Origin of the sequence: Bradyrhizobium sp. BRP19 (assembly GCF_020194195.1) — a bacterium.
Lineage (GTDB): Bacteria > Pseudomonadota > Alphaproteobacteria > Rhizobiales > Xanthobacteraceae > Bradyrhizobium > Bradyrhizobium yuanmingense.
Window position 1 is genome coordinate 476848 of record NZ_JADYVZ010000003.1, and the last position, 19337, is coordinate 496184.

Genomic DNA, 19337 nt, shown 5'->3' on the forward strand with positions numbered 1-19337 from the left:
ACCTTGTCGAACAAACCGCCTCCGCCGCGCCCGGCGCCGCGTCTCTATCTCGCGACGCCCGTCGTCGATGATCCCGCGACGCTGGTCGCCGCGCTGCCGGGGCTGATCGCGTCCGCCGACATCGCCGCCGTGCTGCTGCGGCTGAAGGAGACCGATCAGCGCGGCATGATCTCGCGCGTCAAGGCATTGGCGCCGCCGGTGCAGAAGGCGGGCGCGGCACTCCTCGTCGACGGCCATCCTGATATCGTCGCGCGCGGCGGCGCCGACGGCGCGCACCTGCCCGGGATCGCCGCGCTGAAGGAGGCACTGCCGTCGCTCAAGCCAGATCGCATCGCCGGTGTCGGCGGGCTGACGACGCGGCACCATTCCATGGATGCGGGTGAGATGGGCGCGGATTACGTGCTGTTCGGCGAGCCCGATGCGAAAGGCCAGCGGCCGTCGTCGCAAGCGATCGCCGAGCGGCTCGACTGGTGGGCCGAGCTGTTCGAGCCGCCCTGCGTCGGCTTTGCCACCGCGCTGGACGAGGCCTACGATTTCGCCGCCAGCGGCGCCGATTTCGTGCTGGTCGGCGACTTCATCTGGGCCGATCCGCGCGGGCCCAAGGCCGCCCTGATCGAGGTCGATGCCGCGATCAAGAAGGCTCATGCGACGGCACCGGCCGGCCAAGATCCTGCGAGCCAAGATCCTGCGGGCCAGGAGCACGGCTAGCGCCCGACATGAAGCTCCCGTGCATCACCATGCTCGCCACGCTGCTGCTGACAGTGCCCGCGGCCGCGCAGCTGCAGATCACCCCGCCGGCGACGACGCCGAGCGCACCGGCAGAGAAGCAGAAGCCAAAGCCGCCCGCCCCTGCCAAGAAGAAAGAGGCAGCACCGGCGCCGAAGCCTACGGCATCTCCCAAGCCGTCCCCCTCGCCAAAGCCTGCAACCGTGATCCCCGCGCCGCCGTCCGACGATCCCAACGTCGATCTGGTGTTCGGCGCCTATCAGCGCGGGCAATACAAGACCGCGTTCGAGCTCGCCACGGTGCGCGCACAAGCGGGCGATGCCAAGGCGATGACCATGCTCGGCGAGCTCTATTCCAACGCCATGGGCATAAGGCGCGACTACGTCAAGGCGGCCGAATGGTACAAGCGCGCCGCCGATGCCGGCGATCGCGAGGCGATGTTCGCGCTCGCCATGCTGCGCATCTCCGGCCGCGGCGGCCCGGTCGACAAAAGCGAGGCGGTCAGGCTGATGGCCTCCGCCGCCAAGCTCGGCGAGCCCAAGGCGGCCTATAACCTCGCCCTGCTCTATTTGGACGGCCAGACGCTGCCGCAGGACGTCCGACGTTCGGCGGAACTGCTGCGCCAGGCCGCCGATGCAGGCCTGCCCGAAGCGCAATACGCGCTCGCGACCTTCTACAAGGAGGGCACCGGTGTGCCGAAGGACCCCGAACGCGCGGTGCGACTGCTGCAGGCCGCCGCGATCGCCGACAATGTCGATGCCGAGGTCGAATATGCCATCGCGATGTTCAACGGCACCGGCACGCCGAAGAACCAGCCTGCAGCCGTCGCCCTGCTTCGCAAGGCCTCACGCCAGGGCAGCGCGATCGCGCAGAACCGGCTGGCCTGGGTGCTGATCAACGGCGTTGGCACGCCCGTGGACAAGATCGAGGGCTTCAAATGGCACCTGGTGGCCAAGACGGCCGGCAAGGGCGACCCCGAGCTCGACAAGCAGCTCTCCGATCTGCCGGCCGATGACCGCGCCAAGGCCGAGGCCGCCGCCAGGAAGTGGCTCGGGTCCAAATGACTTGACGCGGGGCCCCTCACGGGGCACCCAATCCCCCAAACAGGCGCGTTTCCGCGCCCCTCTCCCCGATCAAGACCAGAAGCATATGCTGTATTCCGCCACTATCAACGTCATGGTCAAGGCGGCGCGCCGCGCCGGCCGCAGCCTCAAGCGCGATCTCGGCGAGATCGAGCATCTCCAGGTCTCGCTGAAGGGGCCGGCCAATTTCGTCTCGCTCGCCGACAAGCGCGCCGAGGAGATCCTCTACCAGGACCTCGCCAAGGCCCGGCCCGGCTACGGCTTCATCGGCGAGGAAGGGGGCAACCGCGAGGGCACCGACAAGAGCCACACTTGGATCGTCGATCCCTTGGACGGCACCACCAACTTCCTGCACGGCATCCCGCAATTCGCGATCTCGATCGGGCTTGCGCGCGAGGGCACCGTGATTGCGGGCGTGATCTACAACCCCGCCAATGACGAGCTCTACATCGCCGAGCGCGGCAAGGGCGCCTTCCTCAACGACCAGCGCCTGCGCGTCGCCGGCCGCCGCCAGCTGAGCGAATGCGTGGTGGCCTGCGGCCTGCCCCATATCGGCCGCGGCGACCACGAGGAATTCCGCCGCGAGATGACCGCGATCCAGGACCGCGTCGCCGGCTTGCGCCGTTTCGGCGCTGCCTCGCTCGATCTCGCCTTCGTCGCCGCCGGCCGGCTCGACGGTTATTGGGAGCGCGATTTGCAATCCTGGGACATCGCCGCCGGTATGCTGATGGTGCGCGAAGCCGGCGGTACCATCAGCGATATCGCAACGCCGGGCGACCCGCTGGTCACCGGGCACGTCGTGTGCGGGAATGAGTACGTGCACGGGGAGCTGGTGAAGATCTTGCGGAAGCCGGCTTAAGGCGGAAGCTCGCGCTCCACATTCCCCTGTCATTCCGGGGCGCGCCTCTTGGCGCGAGCCCGGAATCCATTGATCCTCGTCAATGGTGGCCCGCTGGATTCCGGGCTCGTGCTTCGCACGCCCCGGAATGACGGACCGGTACGTCAGTGGCCTGTGTGCGCCCGCGCCGGTCGGCCGTGCGCTTCAGCTTCCCGCGCCGCCTTCGGCTCGCGATCACCCGCCAGCACGCGCTGCACCGAGACGAAGAACACCGGCACCATCAACAGCGCCAGGATCACCACGGCGATCATGCCGCCCATCACCACGCTGCCGAGCGCCTGCTGGCTGGCGCCGCCGGCGCCGTGGGCGATGGCCATCGGCAGCACGCCGCAGATGAAGGCAAGGCCGGTCATCAAGATGGGGCGGAAGCGCAGGCGGCAGGCTTCGATGGTGGCTTCGACCAGCGGCTTGCCTTCTTTCCGCAGATCCTTGGCGAACTCGATGATCAGGATCGCGTCCTTTGCGGCGAGGCCAATGATCGTGATCAGGCCGACGGTGAAATAGACGTCGTTGGGCAGGCCGCGCAGCATAGCGGCAGTGACCGCGCCGACGATGCCGAGCGGCACGGTGAGCAGCACCGCGAGCGGAATGGTCCAGCTCTCGTAGAGCGCGGCGAGGCACAGGAACACCACGAACACCGACAGGGCGAGCAGGAACGGCGCCTGCGAGCCCGACAGCTTCTCCTGCAGCGACTGTCCGGTCCATTCATAGCCGAAACCGCGCGGCAACCGGTCGGCGAGCCGCTCCATCTCGGCGATGGCGTCGCCCGAGGTGAAGCCGGGCCTGGCCTCGCCGGAGATGCGCACCGCCGGATAATAGTTGAAGCCGGCGATCTGTGTCGGGCCGCGCGCCCATTCGATCGTGGTGAAGGACGAGAACGGCACCAGCTGGCCGCGGCTGTTCTTGACGTTGTAGTTGAGGATGTCCTCGGCCCGCATGCGGTCGCGCGCGTCCGCCTGCACCACGACGCGCTGCATGCGACCGCGGTTCGGGAAGTCGTTGATGTAGTTCGAGCCGAGATTGGTCGAGATGGTGTTGTTGATGTCCTCGAAGGTGACGCCGAACGCGCCGGCCTTCTCGCGGTCGATCATGAGATTGACCACGCCCGCCTCGGGCAGGCCTTCGATATAGACCTTCTGCAGCACCGGGCTGGCATTGGCCTCCGCGATCAGCTGGTCGGCGGCGCGCATCAATTGCTGATAGCCCTTCTGGCCGCGATCCTGGAGGCGGAACGAGAAGCCGGACGAGTTGCCGAGATTGTCGATCGGCGGCGGCTGCAGCGCCGAGATTTTTGCGTCGCGGATCGACGAGCCCAGGTCGCGGTTGACGTCGTTGACGATCGCGGCAGCGGAGTCCTTCGGCCCGCGCTCCGACCAGTCCTTCAGCGTGATGAAGGCCTGGGCGGTGTTCATGCCCTGGCCGGAGAAGCTGAAGCCGGTGAGGAAGGTGACGTTGTCGACGCCCGGCCGCGCGGCGAGATATTTTTCGACCTTCTCGATCACGGCCTCGGTGCGGGCATAGGACGAATCCGAGGGCGTCTGCACGTCGGTGGTGATGAAGCCCTGGTCGTCGACGGGCAGGAAGCCGCCGGGCAGGTTGACGAAGGCCCAGGACAGGCCGACCAGCAGCGCGGCATAAACCAGCATCAAGCGGCCGGTGCGATTCAGCGAAAAGCCGACGGTGCGCGAATAGCGTTCCTTGACGCCTTCGAGCATGCGGTTGAACCAGCCGAACACGAAGTTGGTCGAATGACCGTGCCCCTTTGCCACAGGCTTCAACAGCGTCGCGCACAGCGCCGGCGTCAACGACAGCGCCAGGAAGGCGGAGAAGCCGATCGCGGCGACCATGGTGACGGAGAACTGGCGGTAGATGATGCCGACCGAGCCCGGGAAGAACGCCATCGGCACGAACACCGCCATCAGCACCAGCGTGATGCCGATGATGGCGCCGGTGATCTGCGACATGGCTTTCCGCGTCGCTTCCTTCGGCGGCAGGCCTTCCTCGGCCATGATGCGCTCGACGTTCTCGACCACGACGATGGCGTCGTCGACGAGGATGCCGACCGCCAGCACCATGCCGAACATCGAGAGCATGTTGATGGAATAGCCGGCGAGCAGCAGCGTGGAGCAGGCGCCCAGCAGCGCCACCGGGACCACGATGGTCGGAATGATGGTGTAGCGGATGTTCTGCAGGAACAAGAACATCACCACGAACACCAGCACCACGGCTTCGACCAGCGTCGTCAGCACCTTTTCGATCGAGGCCTCGACCACAGGCGTGATGTTGTAGGGGATCTCGTAGGTGATGTTGGCCGGGAAGAAGCGCGACAGCTCCTTCATCTTCGCTTCGACCGCGCTGGCGGTCGCCAGCGCATTGCCGGTCGGCGACATCAGGACCGACAGGCCCGCCGTCGGCTTGCCGTCGAGGCGCGTGTTGAACTGATAGCTGAGGCCGCCGACCTCGATCCGCGCGACATCGCGCAGGCGCACGGTCGAACCGTCGGCGTTGGCACGCAGGATGATGGCGCCGAACTCGTCGGGCGAGGAGAGCTGGCCCTTGACCAGCACCAGTGCCGAGGTGCGCTGGTTCGAGGTCGATGGCTCGGCGCCGATGCTGCCGGAAGCGACCTGCGCGTTCTGCGCGGTGATGGCCTTGTTGACGTCGTCGGCGGTCAAGCCATAGCCGACCAGCTTGGCCGGATCGACCCAGACACGAAGCGAGCGCTCGGTCGAGTACAGCGTGGCGCGGCCGACGCCGGGAATGCGGCGGATCTCGCCGAGCACGTTGCGGATCATGAAGTCGCCGAGGCCGACTTCATCCAGGCTGCCGTCAGTCGAGTTCAGCGTGATGATCTGCAGCACTGCGCTCGAGGCTTCCTCGATCAGGATGCCCTGCTGCATCACCGCGCGCGGCAGGCGCGCCTCGACGCGCTTGATGCGGTTCTGGACCTCGACCGAGGCGGCACTGGTGTCGGTGCCCGGCTGGAAATTGGCGATGATCTCGACCTGGCCGAGCGAGTCGCTGGTCGATTCGAAATTGAGGATGTTGGCGGCGCCGTTGAGCTCCTCCTCGATCAGCCGCGTGACGCTATTGTAGAGGTTTTCCGGCGAGGCGCCGGGATAGCTGGTCGAGACCGAGATCGAGGGCGGCGCGATGATCGGATATTGCGCGATCGGCAGCAGCGGCACCGCGATCGCGCCGATCAAGCAGATGAACAGCGCGACCACCCAGGCGAAGATCGGCCTGTCGATGAAGAAACTCGGCATTGGCCGTTTTATCCTCGTTGTTCGGTTAGACCCTCATGGTGAGGAGCGCGGAACGCGCGCTCCGGACGATGCCGCGCATCGCCGCGAGAACCATGAAGGCCCGGCTCTCTCCCGCGGCCATCCTTCGAGACGCCCGCTTGCAGCGGGCTCCTCAGGTTAAGGACGACACTTGCTGCGCGGAGCGTTACCGCGTGAGCTGCTGAGCGTGCCGGTTGTCTGCGGTCGCTTCCGCCTCCGACCAGGATTGCGGCTTGACCTTGTCGCCGGCCGCGAATTTCTGGAAGCCTTCGACCACGACCTTGTCGCCGGACTTCAGGCCTTCGGTGATGAACCAGAGGCCGTCCTGCACCGAGCCGGTGCGCACCGGCTGCACCGCGATGTGATTGTCGTCCTTGACGACGAACACCTCGCTGCCGCCGCCGCCATTGCGCTGGATCGCCTGCTGCGGCACCGCGATCGCATCGGAATCGAGACCCTGGTCGATGCGGACCCGGACATACATGCCCGGGAGCAGCTCGCGCTTGGGATTGGGGAACTCGCCGCGCAACGTCACCTGCCCGGTGTGGGCGTCGACCTTGGCGTCGGAGAACAGCAGCTTGCCGTCGAGCGAATAGATGGTGTTGTCGTCGAGCACGAGGCGCACCTTGGCGGCATCGGCGGCGATGCGATCGAGGTCGCCGGTCTCGAAGGCGCGGCGGAGCTGGTTGAGCTCGGTCACCGACTGGGTAAAGTCGGCATAGATCGGATCGAGCTGCTGGATGGTGGCGAGATTGGTCTCGTTCTGCACGGCGAGCGCGCCCTCGCTGACGAGGGCCGCGCCGACCACGCCGTCGATCGGCGCACGCACGGTGGCGTAGTCGAGATTAAGCCTGGCCCGCGCGAGCTCGGCCTTGCGGCCCTCGACCTCGGCATGGGCCTGGCGTTCGGCCGCAATCGCCTTCTCGTTCTCGGCTTCGGGCGCGGCGCGATCCCTGGTCAGGGTGGCGATACGATGCGCCTGCTGCTTGGCCTGCGCCAATGCCGCTTCGGCCTTCGCCAGCGCGGCCTCGTTGGCCATGACCTCGACCTCGAACGGGCGCGGATCGATGCGGTAGAGCGGATCGCCGGCCCTGACCTCGCTGCCCTGGCGGAACAGGCGCTCTACCACGATGCCGGACACGCGCGGCCGGACTTCGGAGACCCGGGTCGGGGCGATGCGGCCCGGCAGCTCGCGCACCACGGCGCGCGGCTGCGGCTTGACGATAACGATGCTGACGTCAGGGGCAGGCGGCTGGGCGGCGGACACCGCGGAACTGGATTCCTCGCAAGCACCCAGCAGCGGCGCAAGGGCCGCGAGCATCATTGCAACGCATGCCGATCGCGCTCGAATTCCAAACATGAAGTGGGATGCCCCGATTGTTGAAACTGATCATGCTCGCGCGAAGCCCGTTCTGGACCTTTTGCACGCGGCTGATGCCGCCAAAATAGAATGCATCTGCTGCGATGCAACGCATGGCGCGGGCGGCTCATTGTCACACAGCTTATCCCGTTGAAATCAGAAGGCTTTTGCGGTGTAACTTGATTGTGAATCTAAGTTCCACCGGCGCGTGCTGCGGCGGAACACCGCAATTACTCGGCGGCCTTCATCCGGTAATGGCTGACGCCCCATTCTGTTCCGTCGGCGTAACCGAACAGGCCCGAGGTCGCGAGCAGGAACCAGCGCCAGCGACGCATCCAGAGAGCGGTCTCCTCGCCGTGGACCCCGTGCAAGGAGGCTTCGATGGCCTCGCGATGGGCATCGAAATTGGCCAGCCAGTCGTTGGCGGTGCGCTGGTAGTGCGTGCCGCTCCAGCACCATTCCTTCTCGATGGCAAAGATATCGTCGAACTGCCTGACGAGGTGATGGCTCGGCATCAGCCCGCCTGTGTAGACGTATTGCGCGATCCAGTCGTCGCGATCGGCCGGGTCAGGCAGATGCGAGCCGGACCGGTGGGTGACGACGTGCATGAAGAACCGTCCCTCCGGCGCGAGCCATGACCGCACGCGCGTCATCAGCTTGCGCCAGTTGCTCATCCGCTCGAACATCTCGACCGAGACGATGCGGTCGAACTGGCCATCGGGCGCGAACACGTTCATGTCGGCCGTGACCACGCGGAGATTCAGCAGCCCGCGCCGCCGCGCCTCCTCCTCGACGGAGGCGCGCTGCGCCTGCGAGGCCGCGACCGCCGTCACCGTCGCGTGCGGAAATTGCCGTGCCATCCACAGCGACAGCGAGCCCCAGCCACAGCCAAGCTCCAGAATGGCCTGGCCGTCGGTCAGGCCGGCATGCTCGACGGTCTGGCGCAGCGCCTCCTCCTCCGCCTCCCGCAAGGTGGTCGCGTCGGTCTTGTAGAAGCAGGAGGAGAATTTGCGTTTGGGGCCGAGCAAGTCGGCGAAGAAGGCCGCGGGCACCTCGTCATGCCCCGCTGCCGCGCCCTCGGCGATCGGCCGCAGCATCATCCGCCCGGCGAAGGCGGCATCGTCGCCGAGGCCCAGCCCGGACAGGCGCGTCGCCATGCGGGAGCACAGGCGCTGGATCGCGGCGCGGATCACCACGTCCGGCAGCGGCACACGCTCGGCAGTCCCGATGATCGCGGAAACGACGCTCATGCGCCCCCCGAATGGCGAACTTCTGCAGAGACCTGCTTATCAAAGCACCGCTTCCGGTCCGGGTTCCCCGAGCTGTCCCCGAAATCGGCGCATCCGGCGCTTTTTTTGGGCCGGCGCTGTGCCATAGTGCGCGCCGCAAGCAAGCTTTACGTAACGGATGATACCGGCATGCGGTCTGGCACTTCCCGATCCACCATGGACATCGAGTACACCAAACTGTCCTCGCCCAGCGTCTTCCTGGTGCGGATGCTGGTCTTCCTGGTGCTGTGCACGCTGGTGAGCGTGGTGCTCTACAAGCAGATCGTCCAGGCCTTCTTCGCCAATCCCGGGCTCAACGCCCTGATCGGGGGGGTGCTGTTCATCGGCATCATCCTGGCCTTCCGCCAGGTCATCCGGCTCTATCCCGAAGTCTCCTGGGTCAACAATTTCCGCGTCGCCGATCCCGGCCTGGCGCCGGCCCGCCACCCCAAGCTGCTGGCGCCGATGGCTGCGATCCTCGGCGGGGAGCGTTCAGGGCGGATGACCATCACCCAGACCACGATGCGGCACCTGCTCGATTCGATCGCGACCCGCCTGGACGAGGCCCGCGACATCTCCCGCTACATGACCGGCCTCTTGGTTTTCCTCGGCCTGCTCGGCACCTTCTGGGGCCTGATCGAGACGGTGGGCTCGGTGGGCAAGGTGATCGACGGGCTCAAGGTCGGGAGCGATTCCGGGGCGCTGTTCGACACGCTGAAGGAAGGTCTCGCCGCCCCGCTCGGCGGCATGGGCATCTCCTTCTCCAGCTCGCTGTTCGGCCTTGCCGGCTCGCTGATCCTCGGCTTCCTCGATCTGCAATCGAGCCAGGCGCAGAACCGCTTCTACACCGATCTCGAAGACTGGCTCGCCACCACAGTGCGCGAGTATGGCAACGGCGAGGCGCCTGTCGCGACCGGCGGCGGCGTCGCCAGCGGCGAGCTTCAGGCCGCGGTCGAACGGCTGCGGTCCGTGCTTGAGGAAGGCAGCGCCGGCCGCGGCACCACCGCGGCGATGGCGAGCCTTGCCGAAGCCATCCAGGCGCTGGTCTCGCACATGCGCACCGAGCAGCAGATGATCCGCGAATGGGCCGACGGCCAGGGCGAGCAGAACCGCGAGATCCGCCGCCTGCTGGAGCGGATCGCGCGCCAGCCCGAGAAGAGTTGAGACGGTGTTGTGCCCCGGACGCGACGCAGCATGAAATGATGCATCGCTGAGCGGGGGCCCAGCGTCAGGGACAAGATGGGTCCCGGCTCTGCGCAGCAGCGTTGCACGCTGCACCGCGTCCGGGACACAAGAGTGGAGACGGATGACATGGCCCTTGCCCGCGCCCGCCGCAGCGAAGGCGGTCTCAACTACTGGCCCGGCTTCGTCGACGCGCTGTCGACGCTGGTGCTGTCGATCGTGTTCCTGCTGTCGGTGTTCCTCGTGGTGCAGTTCTTCCTGTCGCAGGAGGTCACCGGCAAGGACAAGGCGCTGGAGCAGCTCAACGCCAAGATCGCCCAGCTCAACGAGCTGTTGTCGCTGGAGAAGCTCGGCAAGCTCACCCTCGACGACCAGGTCTCGTCGCTGAAAGCCGGGCTCGCCTCGGCCGAGTCCGAGCGCGACCGCATCAAGGGCCTCTATGACGGCTTGGCTGCCGCCGGCAACGATGCGCAAGGCAAGACCGCCGAGCTCGGCAAGGCATTGGACTCGGAGAAGGCGGTTTCGGCGCGGGCGCTGGCGCAGATCGAGGTGCTGAACCAGCAGATCAGCGCGCTGCGCCGGCAATTGGCGGCCCTGGAGGAGGCGCTCGATGCCTCCGAGAAGCGCGACAAGGAATCGCAGAACCGCATCGCCGACCTCGGCTCCCGCCTGAACGTGGCACTGGCGCAGCGCGTGCAGGAACTGTCGCGCTACCGCTCGGAATTCTTCGGCCGGCTGCGCGCCATCCTCGGCAACCGCCCCGACATCCGCATCGTCGGCGACCGCTTCGTGTTCCAGTCCGAAGTGTTCTTCGACACGGGACAGGCGGTGCTGCTGCCCGAGGGCCGCGCCGAGCTCGACACCTTGGCAGCGGCGCTGATCGAGCTCGACAAGAAGATCCCGAGCGACATCCCCTGGGTGCTGCGCGTCGACGGCCATACCGACGTGCGGCCGGTGAGCGGCGCGAACTTCAGGTCGAACTGGGACCTGTCCGCGGCGCGCTCGATCTCAGTGGTGCAATATCTGGTCTCGCTCGGCGTGCCCGCCCAGCGCCTCGTCGCGGCCGGCTTCGGCGAATTCCAGCCGCTCGATACCGGCAACACCGAGGAGGCCTACAAGCGCAATCGCCGCATCGAGCTGAAGCTGACGGAGCGGTAGTGAGCGCGCTCCACCTCCGCCTTTACCGACCCGAAGACGAAGCCGTCGCGATCGATCTCTGGCATCGCACCTGGCAGCAGGCCTATCCGCAGATCGACTTCGCCGCACGGCTCGAATGGTGGCGCGAGCGCTGGCTGAGGGATCTGGTGCCGAAGGCCCAGATCGTGGTGGCGGAGCAGGACGGCGCGCTGGTCGGTTTCGTCACCATCGACGGCGAAGGCTATCTCGACCAGCTCGTCGTCGATCCCGCGCATTGGGGCTCCGACGCGGCAAGGCTGCTGGTGGACGAGGCCAAGCGCCTGTCGCCCTCGGGCGTCACGCTGCTCGTCAACAAGGACAATGCCCGCGCGATCCGCTTCTACGAGCGTAGCGGCTTCGCCCATGCGGGCGACGACGTGAACCCGACCTCGGGGCGGCCGGTGTTGAAGATGGTGTGGAAGGCGTGAGGTCCCCGGTACTTTCCGCCGTGTGAGGCGTCTACGCGCCCTCGAACTGCAGCCGCGCCAGCCGCGCATAGAGCCCGTTCGCCGCGACGAGCTCGGCATGCGTGCCCTGCTCGACGATCCGGCCCTGGTCCATCACCAGGATGCGGTCGCAGGAGAGCACGGTGGCGAGGCGGTGGGCGATGACGAGCGTGGTGCGGTGGCGCATCAGCTCTTCCAGCGCGGTCTGCACCAGCGTCTCGCTTTCGGCGTCGAGCGCGGAGGTGGCTTCGTCCAGCAGCAACAGCGGCGCGTCGCGCAGGATGGCGCGTGCGATCGCAATGCGCTGGCGCTGGCCGCCGGAGAGCGTCACGCCGCGCTCGCCGAGCGCAGTCTCGAAACCTTCAGGCAGGCGGCGGATGAATTCGGCGGCATGGGCGAGCTCGGCGGCGCGCTCGACCTCGGCATCGGTCGCATCGGGCCGGCCGAAGCGGATGTTCTCGCGGGCGCTCGCGGCGAACACCACGGATTCCTGCGGCACCAATGCGATGCGCGCGCGGAAATCGCCGGGGTCGGCGGACTTGATTGGCACGCCGTCGAGCGAGATCGTCCCGCTGCGCGGATCGTAGAAGCGCAGCAGCAGATGAAAGATGGTGCTCTTGCCGGCCCCGGAGGGACCGACGATCGCGACCTTCTCGCCGGGGCGCACGGTGAACGACACCGCGTCGAGCACCTTGACGTCGGACCGCGCCGGATAGGCGAAGCTGACCCGATCGAAGCCGACCTCGCCGCGCGCCGGCGCCGGCAGCGCAAGCGGCGTCGCGGGCGCGGTGATCTCGGGCTTGACGTGGAGGATCTCGAACAGGCGCTCGGCCGCGCCCGACGCCGCCGAGACCTCGCCCCAGACCTCGCTGAGCTGGCCGAGGCCCGCTGCGGCAAACACCGCATACAGCACGAACTGGCCGAGCCGGCCCGGCGTGATCGCACCGGTGAGCACGTCATGCGAGCCGATCCAGAGGATGGCGACCACGCTTGCGAACACGATGAAGATGATGATCGCCGTGAGCACGGCGCGGGCCTGGGTCGAGGTGCGCGCGGCTTCATAGGCCTGCTCGACCTCGCCGCCGAAACGCTTCTCGGCAAATTGCTCGCTGGTATAGGCCTGCACGGTGCGGATCGCGCCGACCAGCTCGCCGGCATAGGCGGAGGCGTCGGCGAGCGTGTCCTGCGCATTGCGCGACAGGCGCCGCACCCAGCGCCCGAACGCCACTAGCGGCAGCACGATCAAAGGGATGGCCAGCAGCACGAAGCCCGACAGCTTCGGGCTCGTGATCACCATCATCGCCGTCGCGCCGAGGAACATCATCAGGTTGCGCAGCGCGATCGAGACGGAGGCACCGACCGCCGATTTCAGCTGGGTGGTGTCGGCAGTGAGGCGCGAGATCAATTCGCCGCTGCGGGCGGAATCGGAGAAGGCGGGAGAGAGCGACAGCAGATGGGCGAAGACGTCGCGCCGGAGATCGGCGACGATGCGTTCGCCGATCGTCATCACGAGGTAGTAGCGCGCGGCACTGGCGATCGCGAGCACGGCGACGACCGCGAGCATCACCGAGAAGTAGCTGTTGATCAGCTCGATGCCCTCGGGCGTCAGGCCGAAATCGATCATCCGGCGCACCGCGACCGGCACCAGCAGCGTGGTCAGCGCGGCGATCGTGAGCGCGACGAAGGCCAGCGCCGCGCGACCGCGATAGCGGATCACATACGGCGCGAGCGCGAGCAGCGGCCGCAGCTTGGCGCGGCCCTTGGCCGGCGCTTCGATCAGCTCGGCCTCGATCGAGGGATTGTCCGCGGCGTTCATTGCGGGCCGTTCGACATCGTGGTCATCCAGCCGTTCCACTGCGCTCATGAGATCCGACCCGTTGCATTGATCTGCTCCCAATAGGCCGGTGCATGAGTAGTGGCAAATCCGGGAAGTCCCTTAGGGGCAAACCCGGTCCAGCGCGCCGGCATGGCTTGTTTTGCGGGGTTTCGTGAGGTATAGAGCCGCCCAAATCCGTCATTCGCGAGCCACTCAAGAAGGCGCCGGAGCGCCGAGGAATTGCCATGAAAGCCGAAATTCATCCGAATTATCATACGATTAAGGTCGTCATGACCGACGGAACCGAGTACCTGACCCGCTCCACCTGGGGCAAGGAAGGCGACACGCTGAACCTCGACATCGACCCGAAGTCGCACCCGGCCTGGACCGGCGGCTCCGCCCAGATCATGGACCGCGGCGGCCGCGTCTCGCGCTTCCAGAAGAAGTTTTCGGGCTTTCTCAAGAAGGATTGAGCCGGCCACAAGGCTGGAGATGAAAACGCTCCCGGGGAGACCGGGGGCGTTTTTTGTTTCTAGCCGTCATTCCGGGGCGCGACAAAGTCGCGAGCTACGATGCGCAATTGCGCACTGAGAATCTATAACCACGATCGGGAGTATGGATTCCGGGCCCGCGCCAAGAGGCGCGTCCCGGAATGACGATTGGAATTGTTGATAGACCCTACCGCTCGAACGCGGCCTTCAGCGCGTTGAGGTGCGGCACCAGCGGGTTGCCGATCGTGGCCTGCTCGGCCGGCGGGGTGTGGATCGTGCTGTCGAGGCGGCGGACGCGGGTCTGCAGGCTCATCGAGCGATGGATCAGGTCCTGAAGCTGCGCGGGCAGCTTCTCGATGGTGTCGGCGGGACCGGGATCGGCGGCGGTGAGCTTGACCTTGGTCTTCTCGCGATTGGCCTGGCTTAGCGTCATCTCGCCTTCCTTGACCGCGCGGTGCAGCAGCAGCCAGGAGGCGAGCTGCATCAGGCGCGTGGTGAGGCGCATGCTCTCGGTCGCATAGGTGAGGCTGACGGCGCGGTCGAGCGCCTTGGCCTCGACGCGGCCGGCGCCGTCGAGATAGGCGGCGGTCTCCTCGACGAGGTCCATGCCCTCACGGAACAAATTGCCGAACGCCGCAGAATTGGTGAATCGCTCACTGAGCTGAACGAGCGCGCCGTCGGCCTGCAAACGTTCCATGGTTAACGCCTCTTACGCAACTGTTTGACTGCCCGGCTTTGCCGCCGGCTTATGATGAACAAATCATTGCGCGGGCGGGACGCGGAGTCCAGTGACAAGCGCGGATATGGTTTCTGCGGGTCAATCCTTTCGAATGCAACCGGGATGAGAGGTGCAAACCGGGCAGTGAACGCAAAAAAGAGCCGCCGGAGACCGGCGGCTTTGAAAGTTGATAACAGGGAGGCGTCAAACAGAGTGGACAGGAGCCACTCGGTGTCCAAACGAGGACAGTTCCAGTCATAAACCCGAAAGCTTAATCTGAAGTAAACGAGCTAATTTTTTCAGAGTTCATTAGTCATGTGAGCCAGTGGCCGAGTGTGCTAGGAACAGACTCTCCGTCGTCATTCCGGGGCGCGACGAAGTCGCGAGCCCGGAATGACGAGGCGGGGAAAGTTCGGCCCACGCGTCCGGGACGACAGTCGCTGTGTGGCGACCACTAAGACTTGAAAATACTGTTCGCCGCATCGCGCGAGGCGCGCTTCTTGGTGGCGGCTTCTTCCAGTCTTGCGATCTCGGTCTTGAGCAGCGCCACGCGCTCGGTCAGTTCCTCCACTGACAAAAGTGAGAGGTCCTGCCCAATTTCATGGCTGATCTTCTTGCGTGGGCGATCGTCGTCTTCGATCGGCATCGTCGTTGCTCCTCTCCGTCCGCGGGTCGGACCACACGGCCTAAGGCGGTTGCCAGCCTGCACCGCGCTGGCTAAGCAAGGGCCTCGTTTCCTCCCGCACTTTTGCTCAAGGACACATCATGGACAAGCTGCCCGCGCAAATGACCGTGGTCGCCATCTCCAAGCCCGGCGGGCCGGAGGTGCTGGTGCCGGAGCAACGCAGTGTTCCGCAGCCAGGCCCCGACGAGATCCTGGTCAAGGTCGAAGCTGCCGGCGTCAACCGGCCCGACGTGGCGCAGCGCTCCGGCGCCTATCCGCCGCCGCCCGGCGCCAGCGACCTGCCCGGCCTCGAGATATCAGGCGAAGTCGTCGCGGTCGGCAGCAACGCCAAGCGGCACAAGGTCGGCGACAAGGTGATGTCGCTGGTCGCCGGCGGCGGCTATGCGCAGTACTGCATCGCCCAAGACGCCCAGGCGATGAGTGTGCCGCCGGCGCTGTCGATGAAGGAAGCCGGCGCGCTGCCGGAAACCCTGATGACGGTCTGGCACAATGTGTTCGAACGCGGCGGCCTCAAGGCCGGCGAGACGCTGCTGATCCATGGCGGCTCGTCCGGCATCGGCACTATGGCCATTCAGCTTGCCAAAGCCTTCGGTGCGAAAGTGTTCGTCACCGTGGGATCGCAGGACAAGATCGACGCCTGCCTCAAACTGGGGGCCGACCGCGCCATCAACTACAAGACCGAAGACTTCGTCGCCGTGGTGAAGGCGGAGACCAACAACGTTGGCATCAACCTGATCCTCGACATGGTCGCCGGCGACTATGTCGACCGCAACTATGATGCCGCCGCGGTCGACGGCCGCATCGTCCAGATCGCGACCCTCAACGGCCCCAAGGTCAGCGTCAACATCGCCAAGGTGATGGTCAAGCGCCTGACCCATACCGGCTCGACCTTGCGCCCCCGTAGTAATGCGGACAAGGCGGCGATGGTGGCCGCGATCGAGCAGAAAGTGATGCCGCTTTTGCGCGAAGGCCGCGTCAAGCCGGTGATGGACAGCACTTTCCCGCTGGAAAAGGCGGCAGACGCCCACCGGCGCATGGAAACGAGCGCACATATTGGCAAAATTGTGTTGGAGGCCTAGGCCGCTGGCCGACAGGGCAAGCCGGAAACCCTTTGATTTTCCTCGCTTTCGTGGCATCTATCGCGACGCACCGAACCGCATCGGTCCGGTCTGAAATCGCCTTTTAGATTTGCCTTGCACTGACGAGTTTGCGTCGAACGCGGAGAACTGACCTTGCGTCTGATCAGGTGCCTCGCGCCCATCGCGCTGGGCCTCATGATTCTTGTCGCCGCGTATCCTGCGCGCGCGCTCGACGCCGTCAGCGTCCGCAGCGACGCGCCCGCGATCGACCTCACCGGCGTGCTCGAGCATCAGCGCAGCGATGCCGATCGTATCCAGGTCTCCACCGCACCCGGCACCGACGGCATCGTCCGCCGCATCGAGGTGCGCGCCCGCGAGGGCGGACAGAACTGGGTGGTGTTCGCGCTCGCCAACAACACCGACGACCAGCTCGACCGCCTGATCGTCGCTCCGCATTACCGGATCGTCTCCTCGGGATTGCTGTGGCCCGACCTCGGCCTGTCGCGCATCGCGACCATCACGCCCTCGATCGGCGACCGGCCGGAACGGCAGGAAAGCGCCACCGCGGACGTGTTCCGCATCACGCTCGACCCCGGCGCCGTCGTCACCTTCGTCGCGGAACTGCGCACCGACAAGCTGCCGCAGCTCTATCTGTGGGAGCCGGAAGCCTACAAGGACAAGGTCAACTCCTTCACGCTGTACCAGGGCATCGTGATCGGCATCTCCGGCTTGCTTGCCTTGGTGCTGACCATCCTGTTCGTGGTGAAGGGCAGCATCATGTTCCCGGCCGCGGCGGCGCTGGCCTGGGCGGTGCTGGTCTATATCGGCGTCGATTTCGGCTTCTGGGGCAAGGTGCTCGACATGTCGAACAACGCCGAGCGCATCTGGCGCGCGGCGGGCGAAGCGATCCTGGCGGCGACACTCCTGGTGTTCCTGTTCGCCTATCTCAATCTCAGCCGCTGGCACGTGCGCTATTCGCACATCACCGTCGGCTGGCTCGCGTTCCTCGGCTCGCTGGTGGCGCTCGCGCTGTTCGACCCGGCGGTGGCCTCCGGCATCGCCCGCATCTCGCTGGTGCTGATCGCCTTCGCCGGCTTCGCGCTGATCGTCTATCTCTCCACCCACGGCTTCGACCGCGCCGTGCTCTTGATCCCGACCTGGTTCCTCCTCGTGGTCTGGGTGGTCGCGGCCGGCATGACGGTGGCGGGCTCGGTCACCAATGACATCGTCGGCCCTGCCCTGCTCGGCGGCCTCGTGCTGATCGTGATGCTGATCGGCTTCACGGTGATGCAGCATGCCTTTGCCGGCGGCGGCGCCAGCACGGGCGTCGTCTCCGACATCGAGCGGCGCGCTTTGGCGCTGGCCGGCTCCGGCGACCTGATCTGGGACTGGGACGTCTCCGCCGACAAGGTGTTCACCAGCCCCGAGACCGAAGCCCTGCTCGGGCTGAAGCGCGGCACGCTGGAAGGCCCGGCGGCGTCATGGTTAGAGGTGCTGCATCCGCTCGACCAGGACCGTTTCCGCGCCGCGCTCGACAGCGTGCTCGACCAGCGCCGCGGCCGCCTGGTGCAGGATTTCCGTCTGCGCACGCCGGACGGCCACTTCATGTGGTTCGCGCTCAAGGCGCGCCCGGTGGTCGGCTCGGACGGCGAGGTCTCGCGCGTGGTCGGCACGCTGACCGACGTCACCGAGCTGCGCAACGCCGAGGAGCGCCTGCTGCACGATTCCGTGCATGACAATCTCACCGGCCTGCCCAACCGAAAACTGTTCATGGACCGGCTGGGCGCGGTCGCGCATTTCGCCAAGACCATGCCGACGCTGCGGCCGACGCTGATGGTGATCGACCTCGACCGCTTCAAGCAGGTCAACGATTCCGTCGGCATCGCGGTCGGCGATTCCATCCTGCTCACGCTGGCGCGCCGCCTCACCCGCATCCTGAAGCCGCAGGACACGCTGGCGCGGATGGCCGGCGACCAATTCGGCCTGATCCTGCTGTCGGAGCAGGACCCGGCCCGCATCACCGCTTTCGCCGAGACCATCCGCAAGACCATCCGCGCGCCGATCGCCTTCAACGACCGCGAGATCTTCCTCACCGCGTCGATCGGCCTCGCGCTGTCCGATCCGCAAACCCAGCTCACGGACGAGATCATCAAGGACGCCGAGCTGGCGATGTATCACTCCAAGCGGATCGGCGGCGACCGCATCGACGTCTACAAGCCGGCGATGCGGGCGCGTAAGACCGACCGCCTGACGCTGGAGAGCGAGTTGCGCCGCGCCATCGAGCGCCAAGAGATCACGATCCTGTACCAGCCGATCGTGCGGCTGGAGGATCGCTCCATCGCCGGTTTCGAGGCCCTGGCGCGCTGGGACCACCCGAAGCTCGGACGCATGGCGCCCTCCGAGTTCATCACCATCGCCGAGGAGACCGGGTTGATCGTCGACCTCGGCATGTTCGTGCTCGACCAGACCGCCAAGCAGCTTTCGGTGTGGCAGCGGGCGATGCGCTCGCGCGAGCCGATCTTCGCTTCCGTCAACGTCTCCTCGCGGCAGCTGCTGCGCCACGATTTGATTCACGATGTCCGTACCGTGCTGTCGCGCTCCTCGGTGGCGCGCGGCACGCTCAAGCTCGAGCTGACGGAATCGCTGGTGATGGAGAATCCGGAGCACGCAGCCCAGATGTTGACCCGGATCCGCGAGCTCGGCACCGGGCTGTCGCTCGACGATTTCGGCACAGGCCACTCCTCGCTGGCCTATCTGCAGCGCTTCCCGTTCGACACTATCAAGATCGACCAGTCGTTCGTACGCACCACCAGCCGCGGCACCCGCCCCGTGATCCTGAAGTCGATCATCGCGCTCGCGCATGACCTCGGCATGGACGTCGTCGCCGAAGGCGCCGAGACCGATTCGGACGCCGTCGAGCTCTACCAGATGGGCTGCGAATACGCGCAAGGTTTTGCCTTCGGCGAGCCGATGGACGCGGACGCGGCGATGCGTCTGCTCACGGAAGTGCGGCTGGAAGCTGCGAGTTGATCTTCCCCTCTCCCCTTGCGGGAGAGGGTCCGCTCGCAAGCGAGCGGGGGTGAGGGGTATCTCTCCCCACGTCCAAATCCATCTGAATGCGCGGAG

General features: G+C 66.3%; 15 protein-coding genes. 9 read left to right on the forward strand and 6 right to left on the reverse strand.

Annotation, left to right across the window (positions count from 1 at the left end; all coding sequences use genetic code 11):
• The first annotated feature begins 3 nt into the window (after positions 1-3).
• From I6F36_RS12545 to I6F36_RS12555, 3 genes are all read left to right on the forward strand, one after another.
• Positions 4-708 (forward strand): thiamine phosphate synthase, encoded by a 705-nt coding sequence (locus I6F36_RS12545; protein ID WP_225171518.1) that lies wholly within the window; start codon positions 4-6, stop codon positions 706-708.
• An 8-nt stretch (positions 709-716) separates the two neighbouring features.
• Positions 717-1790, forward strand: a complete 1074-nt coding sequence (locus I6F36_RS12550) for a tetratricopeptide repeat protein (RefSeq protein WP_225171519.1) — start codon at positions 717-719, stop codon at positions 1788-1790.
• Between the two features lie 85 nt (positions 1791-1875).
• Positions 1876-2667 carry an inositol monophosphatase family protein gene (locus tag I6F36_RS12555; RefSeq protein ID WP_225111697.1) on the forward strand — a complete coding sequence of 264 codons (792 nt, stop codon included), beginning with the start codon at positions 1876-1878 and terminating at the stop codon, positions 2665-2667.
• A 143-nt stretch (positions 2668-2810) separates the two neighbouring features.
• Here the strand turns inward: I6F36_RS12555 and I6F36_RS12560 are convergent, their stop codons facing one another.
• From I6F36_RS12560 to I6F36_RS12570, 3 genes are all read right to left on the reverse strand, one after another.
• A complete protein-coding gene (locus I6F36_RS12560) occupies positions 2811-5972 on the reverse strand; it encodes a multidrug efflux RND transporter permease subunit (protein WP_035998301.1) in 3162 nt (1053 codons plus the stop codon).
• 184 nt (positions 5973-6156) lie between these two features.
• Positions 6157-7314: an efflux RND transporter periplasmic adaptor subunit gene (locus I6F36_RS12565; RefSeq protein WP_035998298.1), complete on the reverse strand. Its 1158-nt coding sequence runs from the start codon at positions 7312-7314 to the stop codon at positions 6157-6159.
• A 266-nt stretch (positions 7315-7580) separates the two neighbouring features.
• Complete coding sequence (locus tag I6F36_RS12570) at positions 7581-8600, reverse strand: cyclopropane-fatty-acyl-phospholipid synthase family protein (protein ID WP_035998295.1); 1020 nt, start codon at positions 8598-8600, stop codon at positions 7581-7583.
• Positions 8601-8768: 168 nt separating this feature from the next.
• Between I6F36_RS12570 and I6F36_RS12575 the strand changes: the two genes are divergently transcribed.
• The 3 genes from I6F36_RS12575 to I6F36_RS12585 all read left to right on the forward strand — a co-directional run bounded on the left by I6F36_RS12575 (position 8769) and on the right by I6F36_RS12585 (position 11404).
• Positions 8769-9782, forward strand: coding sequence for a hypothetical protein (locus tag I6F36_RS12575; RefSeq protein WP_036021706.1), 1014 nt, complete (start codon positions 8769-8771; stop codon positions 9780-9782).
• 147 nt (positions 9783-9929) lie between these two features.
• Complete coding sequence (locus tag I6F36_RS12580) at positions 9930-10958, forward strand: peptidoglycan -binding protein (protein WP_036021776.1); 1029 nt, start codon at positions 9930-9932, stop codon at positions 10956-10958.
• Positions 10958-11404 (forward strand): GNAT family N-acetyltransferase, encoded by a 447-nt coding sequence (locus I6F36_RS12585; protein WP_225126377.1) that lies wholly within the window; start codon positions 10958-10960, stop codon positions 11402-11404. Before I6F36_RS12580 ends, I6F36_RS12585 begins: the two co-directional genes overlap by 1 nt.
• A 31-nt stretch (positions 11405-11435) precedes the next feature.
• Here the strand turns inward: I6F36_RS12585 and I6F36_RS12590 are convergent, their stop codons facing one another.
• Entirely contained in the window at positions 11436-13286 is a 1851-nt protein-coding gene (locus I6F36_RS12590) for an ABC transporter ATP-binding protein/permease (protein WP_225171520.1), read from the reverse strand.
• 197 nt (positions 13287-13483) lie between these two features.
• On the opposite strand from I6F36_RS12590, the gene rpmE reads away from it, so the two are divergent.
• Complete coding sequence (gene rpmE, locus I6F36_RS12595) at positions 13484-13711, forward strand: 50S ribosomal protein L31 (protein ID WP_027573780.1); 228 nt, start codon at positions 13484-13486, stop codon at positions 13709-13711.
• 205 nt (positions 13712-13916) lie between these two features.
• Here the strand turns inward: rpmE and I6F36_RS12600 are convergent, their stop codons facing one another.
• Positions 13917-14426, reverse strand: a complete 510-nt coding sequence (locus I6F36_RS12600) for a DUF1465 family protein (protein WP_035998279.1) — start codon at positions 14424-14426, stop codon at positions 13917-13919.
• Positions 14427-14901: 475 nt separating this feature from the next.
• Entirely contained in the window at positions 14902-15093 is a 192-nt protein-coding gene (locus I6F36_RS12605) for a DUF1192 domain-containing protein (protein ID WP_036021698.1), read from the reverse strand.
• 119 nt (positions 15094-15212) lie between these two features.
• On the opposite strand from I6F36_RS12605, the gene I6F36_RS12610 reads away from it, so the two are divergent.
• Both I6F36_RS12610 and I6F36_RS12615 read left to right on the forward strand, forming a co-directional pair.
• Positions 15213-16211 carry an NAD(P)H-quinone oxidoreductase gene (locus I6F36_RS12610; RefSeq protein ID WP_225171521.1) on the forward strand — a complete coding sequence of 333 codons (999 nt, stop codon included), beginning with the start codon at positions 15213-15215 and terminating at the stop codon, positions 16209-16211.
• Between the two features lie 153 nt (positions 16212-16364).
• Positions 16365-19241, forward strand: a complete 2877-nt coding sequence (locus I6F36_RS12615) for an EAL domain-containing protein (RefSeq protein WP_035998272.1) — start codon at positions 16365-16367, stop codon at positions 19239-19241.
• Positions 19242-19337 lie beyond the last annotated feature (96 nt).

Bases quoted from the DNA above. Each gene is read 5' to 3' on its own strand.
- I6F36_RS12550 (WP_225171519.1), top strand. From the start codon at position 717: ATGAAGCTCCCGTGCATCACCATGCTCGCCACGCTGCTGCTGACAGTG.
- I6F36_RS12555 (WP_225111697.1), top strand. From the start codon at position 1,876: ATGCTGTATTCCGCCACTATCAACGTCATGGTCAAGGCGGCGCGCCGC.
- I6F36_RS12560 (WP_035998301.1), bottom strand. From the start codon at position 5,972: ATGCCGAGTTTCTTCATCGACAGGCCGATCTTCGCCTGGGTGGTCGCG.
- I6F36_RS12565 (WP_035998298.1), bottom strand. From the start codon at position 7,314: ATGATGCTCGCGGCCCTTGCGCCGCTGCTGGGTGCTTGCGAGGAATCC.
- I6F36_RS12570 (WP_035998295.1), bottom strand. From the start codon at position 8,600: ATGAGCGTCGTTTCCGCGATCATCGGGACTGCCGAGCGTGTGCCGCTG.
- I6F36_RS12575 (WP_036021706.1), top strand. From the start codon at position 8,769: ATGCGGTCTGGCACTTCCCGATCCACCATGGACATCGAGTACACCAAA.
- I6F36_RS12580 (WP_036021776.1), top strand. From the start codon at position 9,930: ATGGCCCTTGCCCGCGCCCGCCGCAGCGAAGGCGGTCTCAACTACTGG.
- I6F36_RS12590 (WP_225171520.1), bottom strand. From the start codon at position 13,286: ATGAGCGCAGTGGAACGGCTGGATGACCACGATGTCGAACGGCCCGCA.
- rpmE (WP_027573780.1), top strand. From the start codon at position 13,484: ATGAAAGCCGAAATTCATCCGAATTATCATACGATTAAGGTCGTCATG.
- I6F36_RS12600 (WP_035998279.1), bottom strand. From the start codon at position 14,426: ATGGAACGTTTGCAGGCCGACGGCGCGCTCGTTCAGCTCAGTGAGCGA.
- I6F36_RS12605 (WP_036021698.1), bottom strand. From the start codon at position 15,093: ATGCCGATCGAAGACGACGATCGCCCACGCAAGAAGATCAGCCATGAA.
- I6F36_RS12610 (WP_225171521.1), top strand. From the start codon at position 15,213: ATGGACAAGCTGCCCGCGCAAATGACCGTGGTCGCCATCTCCAAGCCC.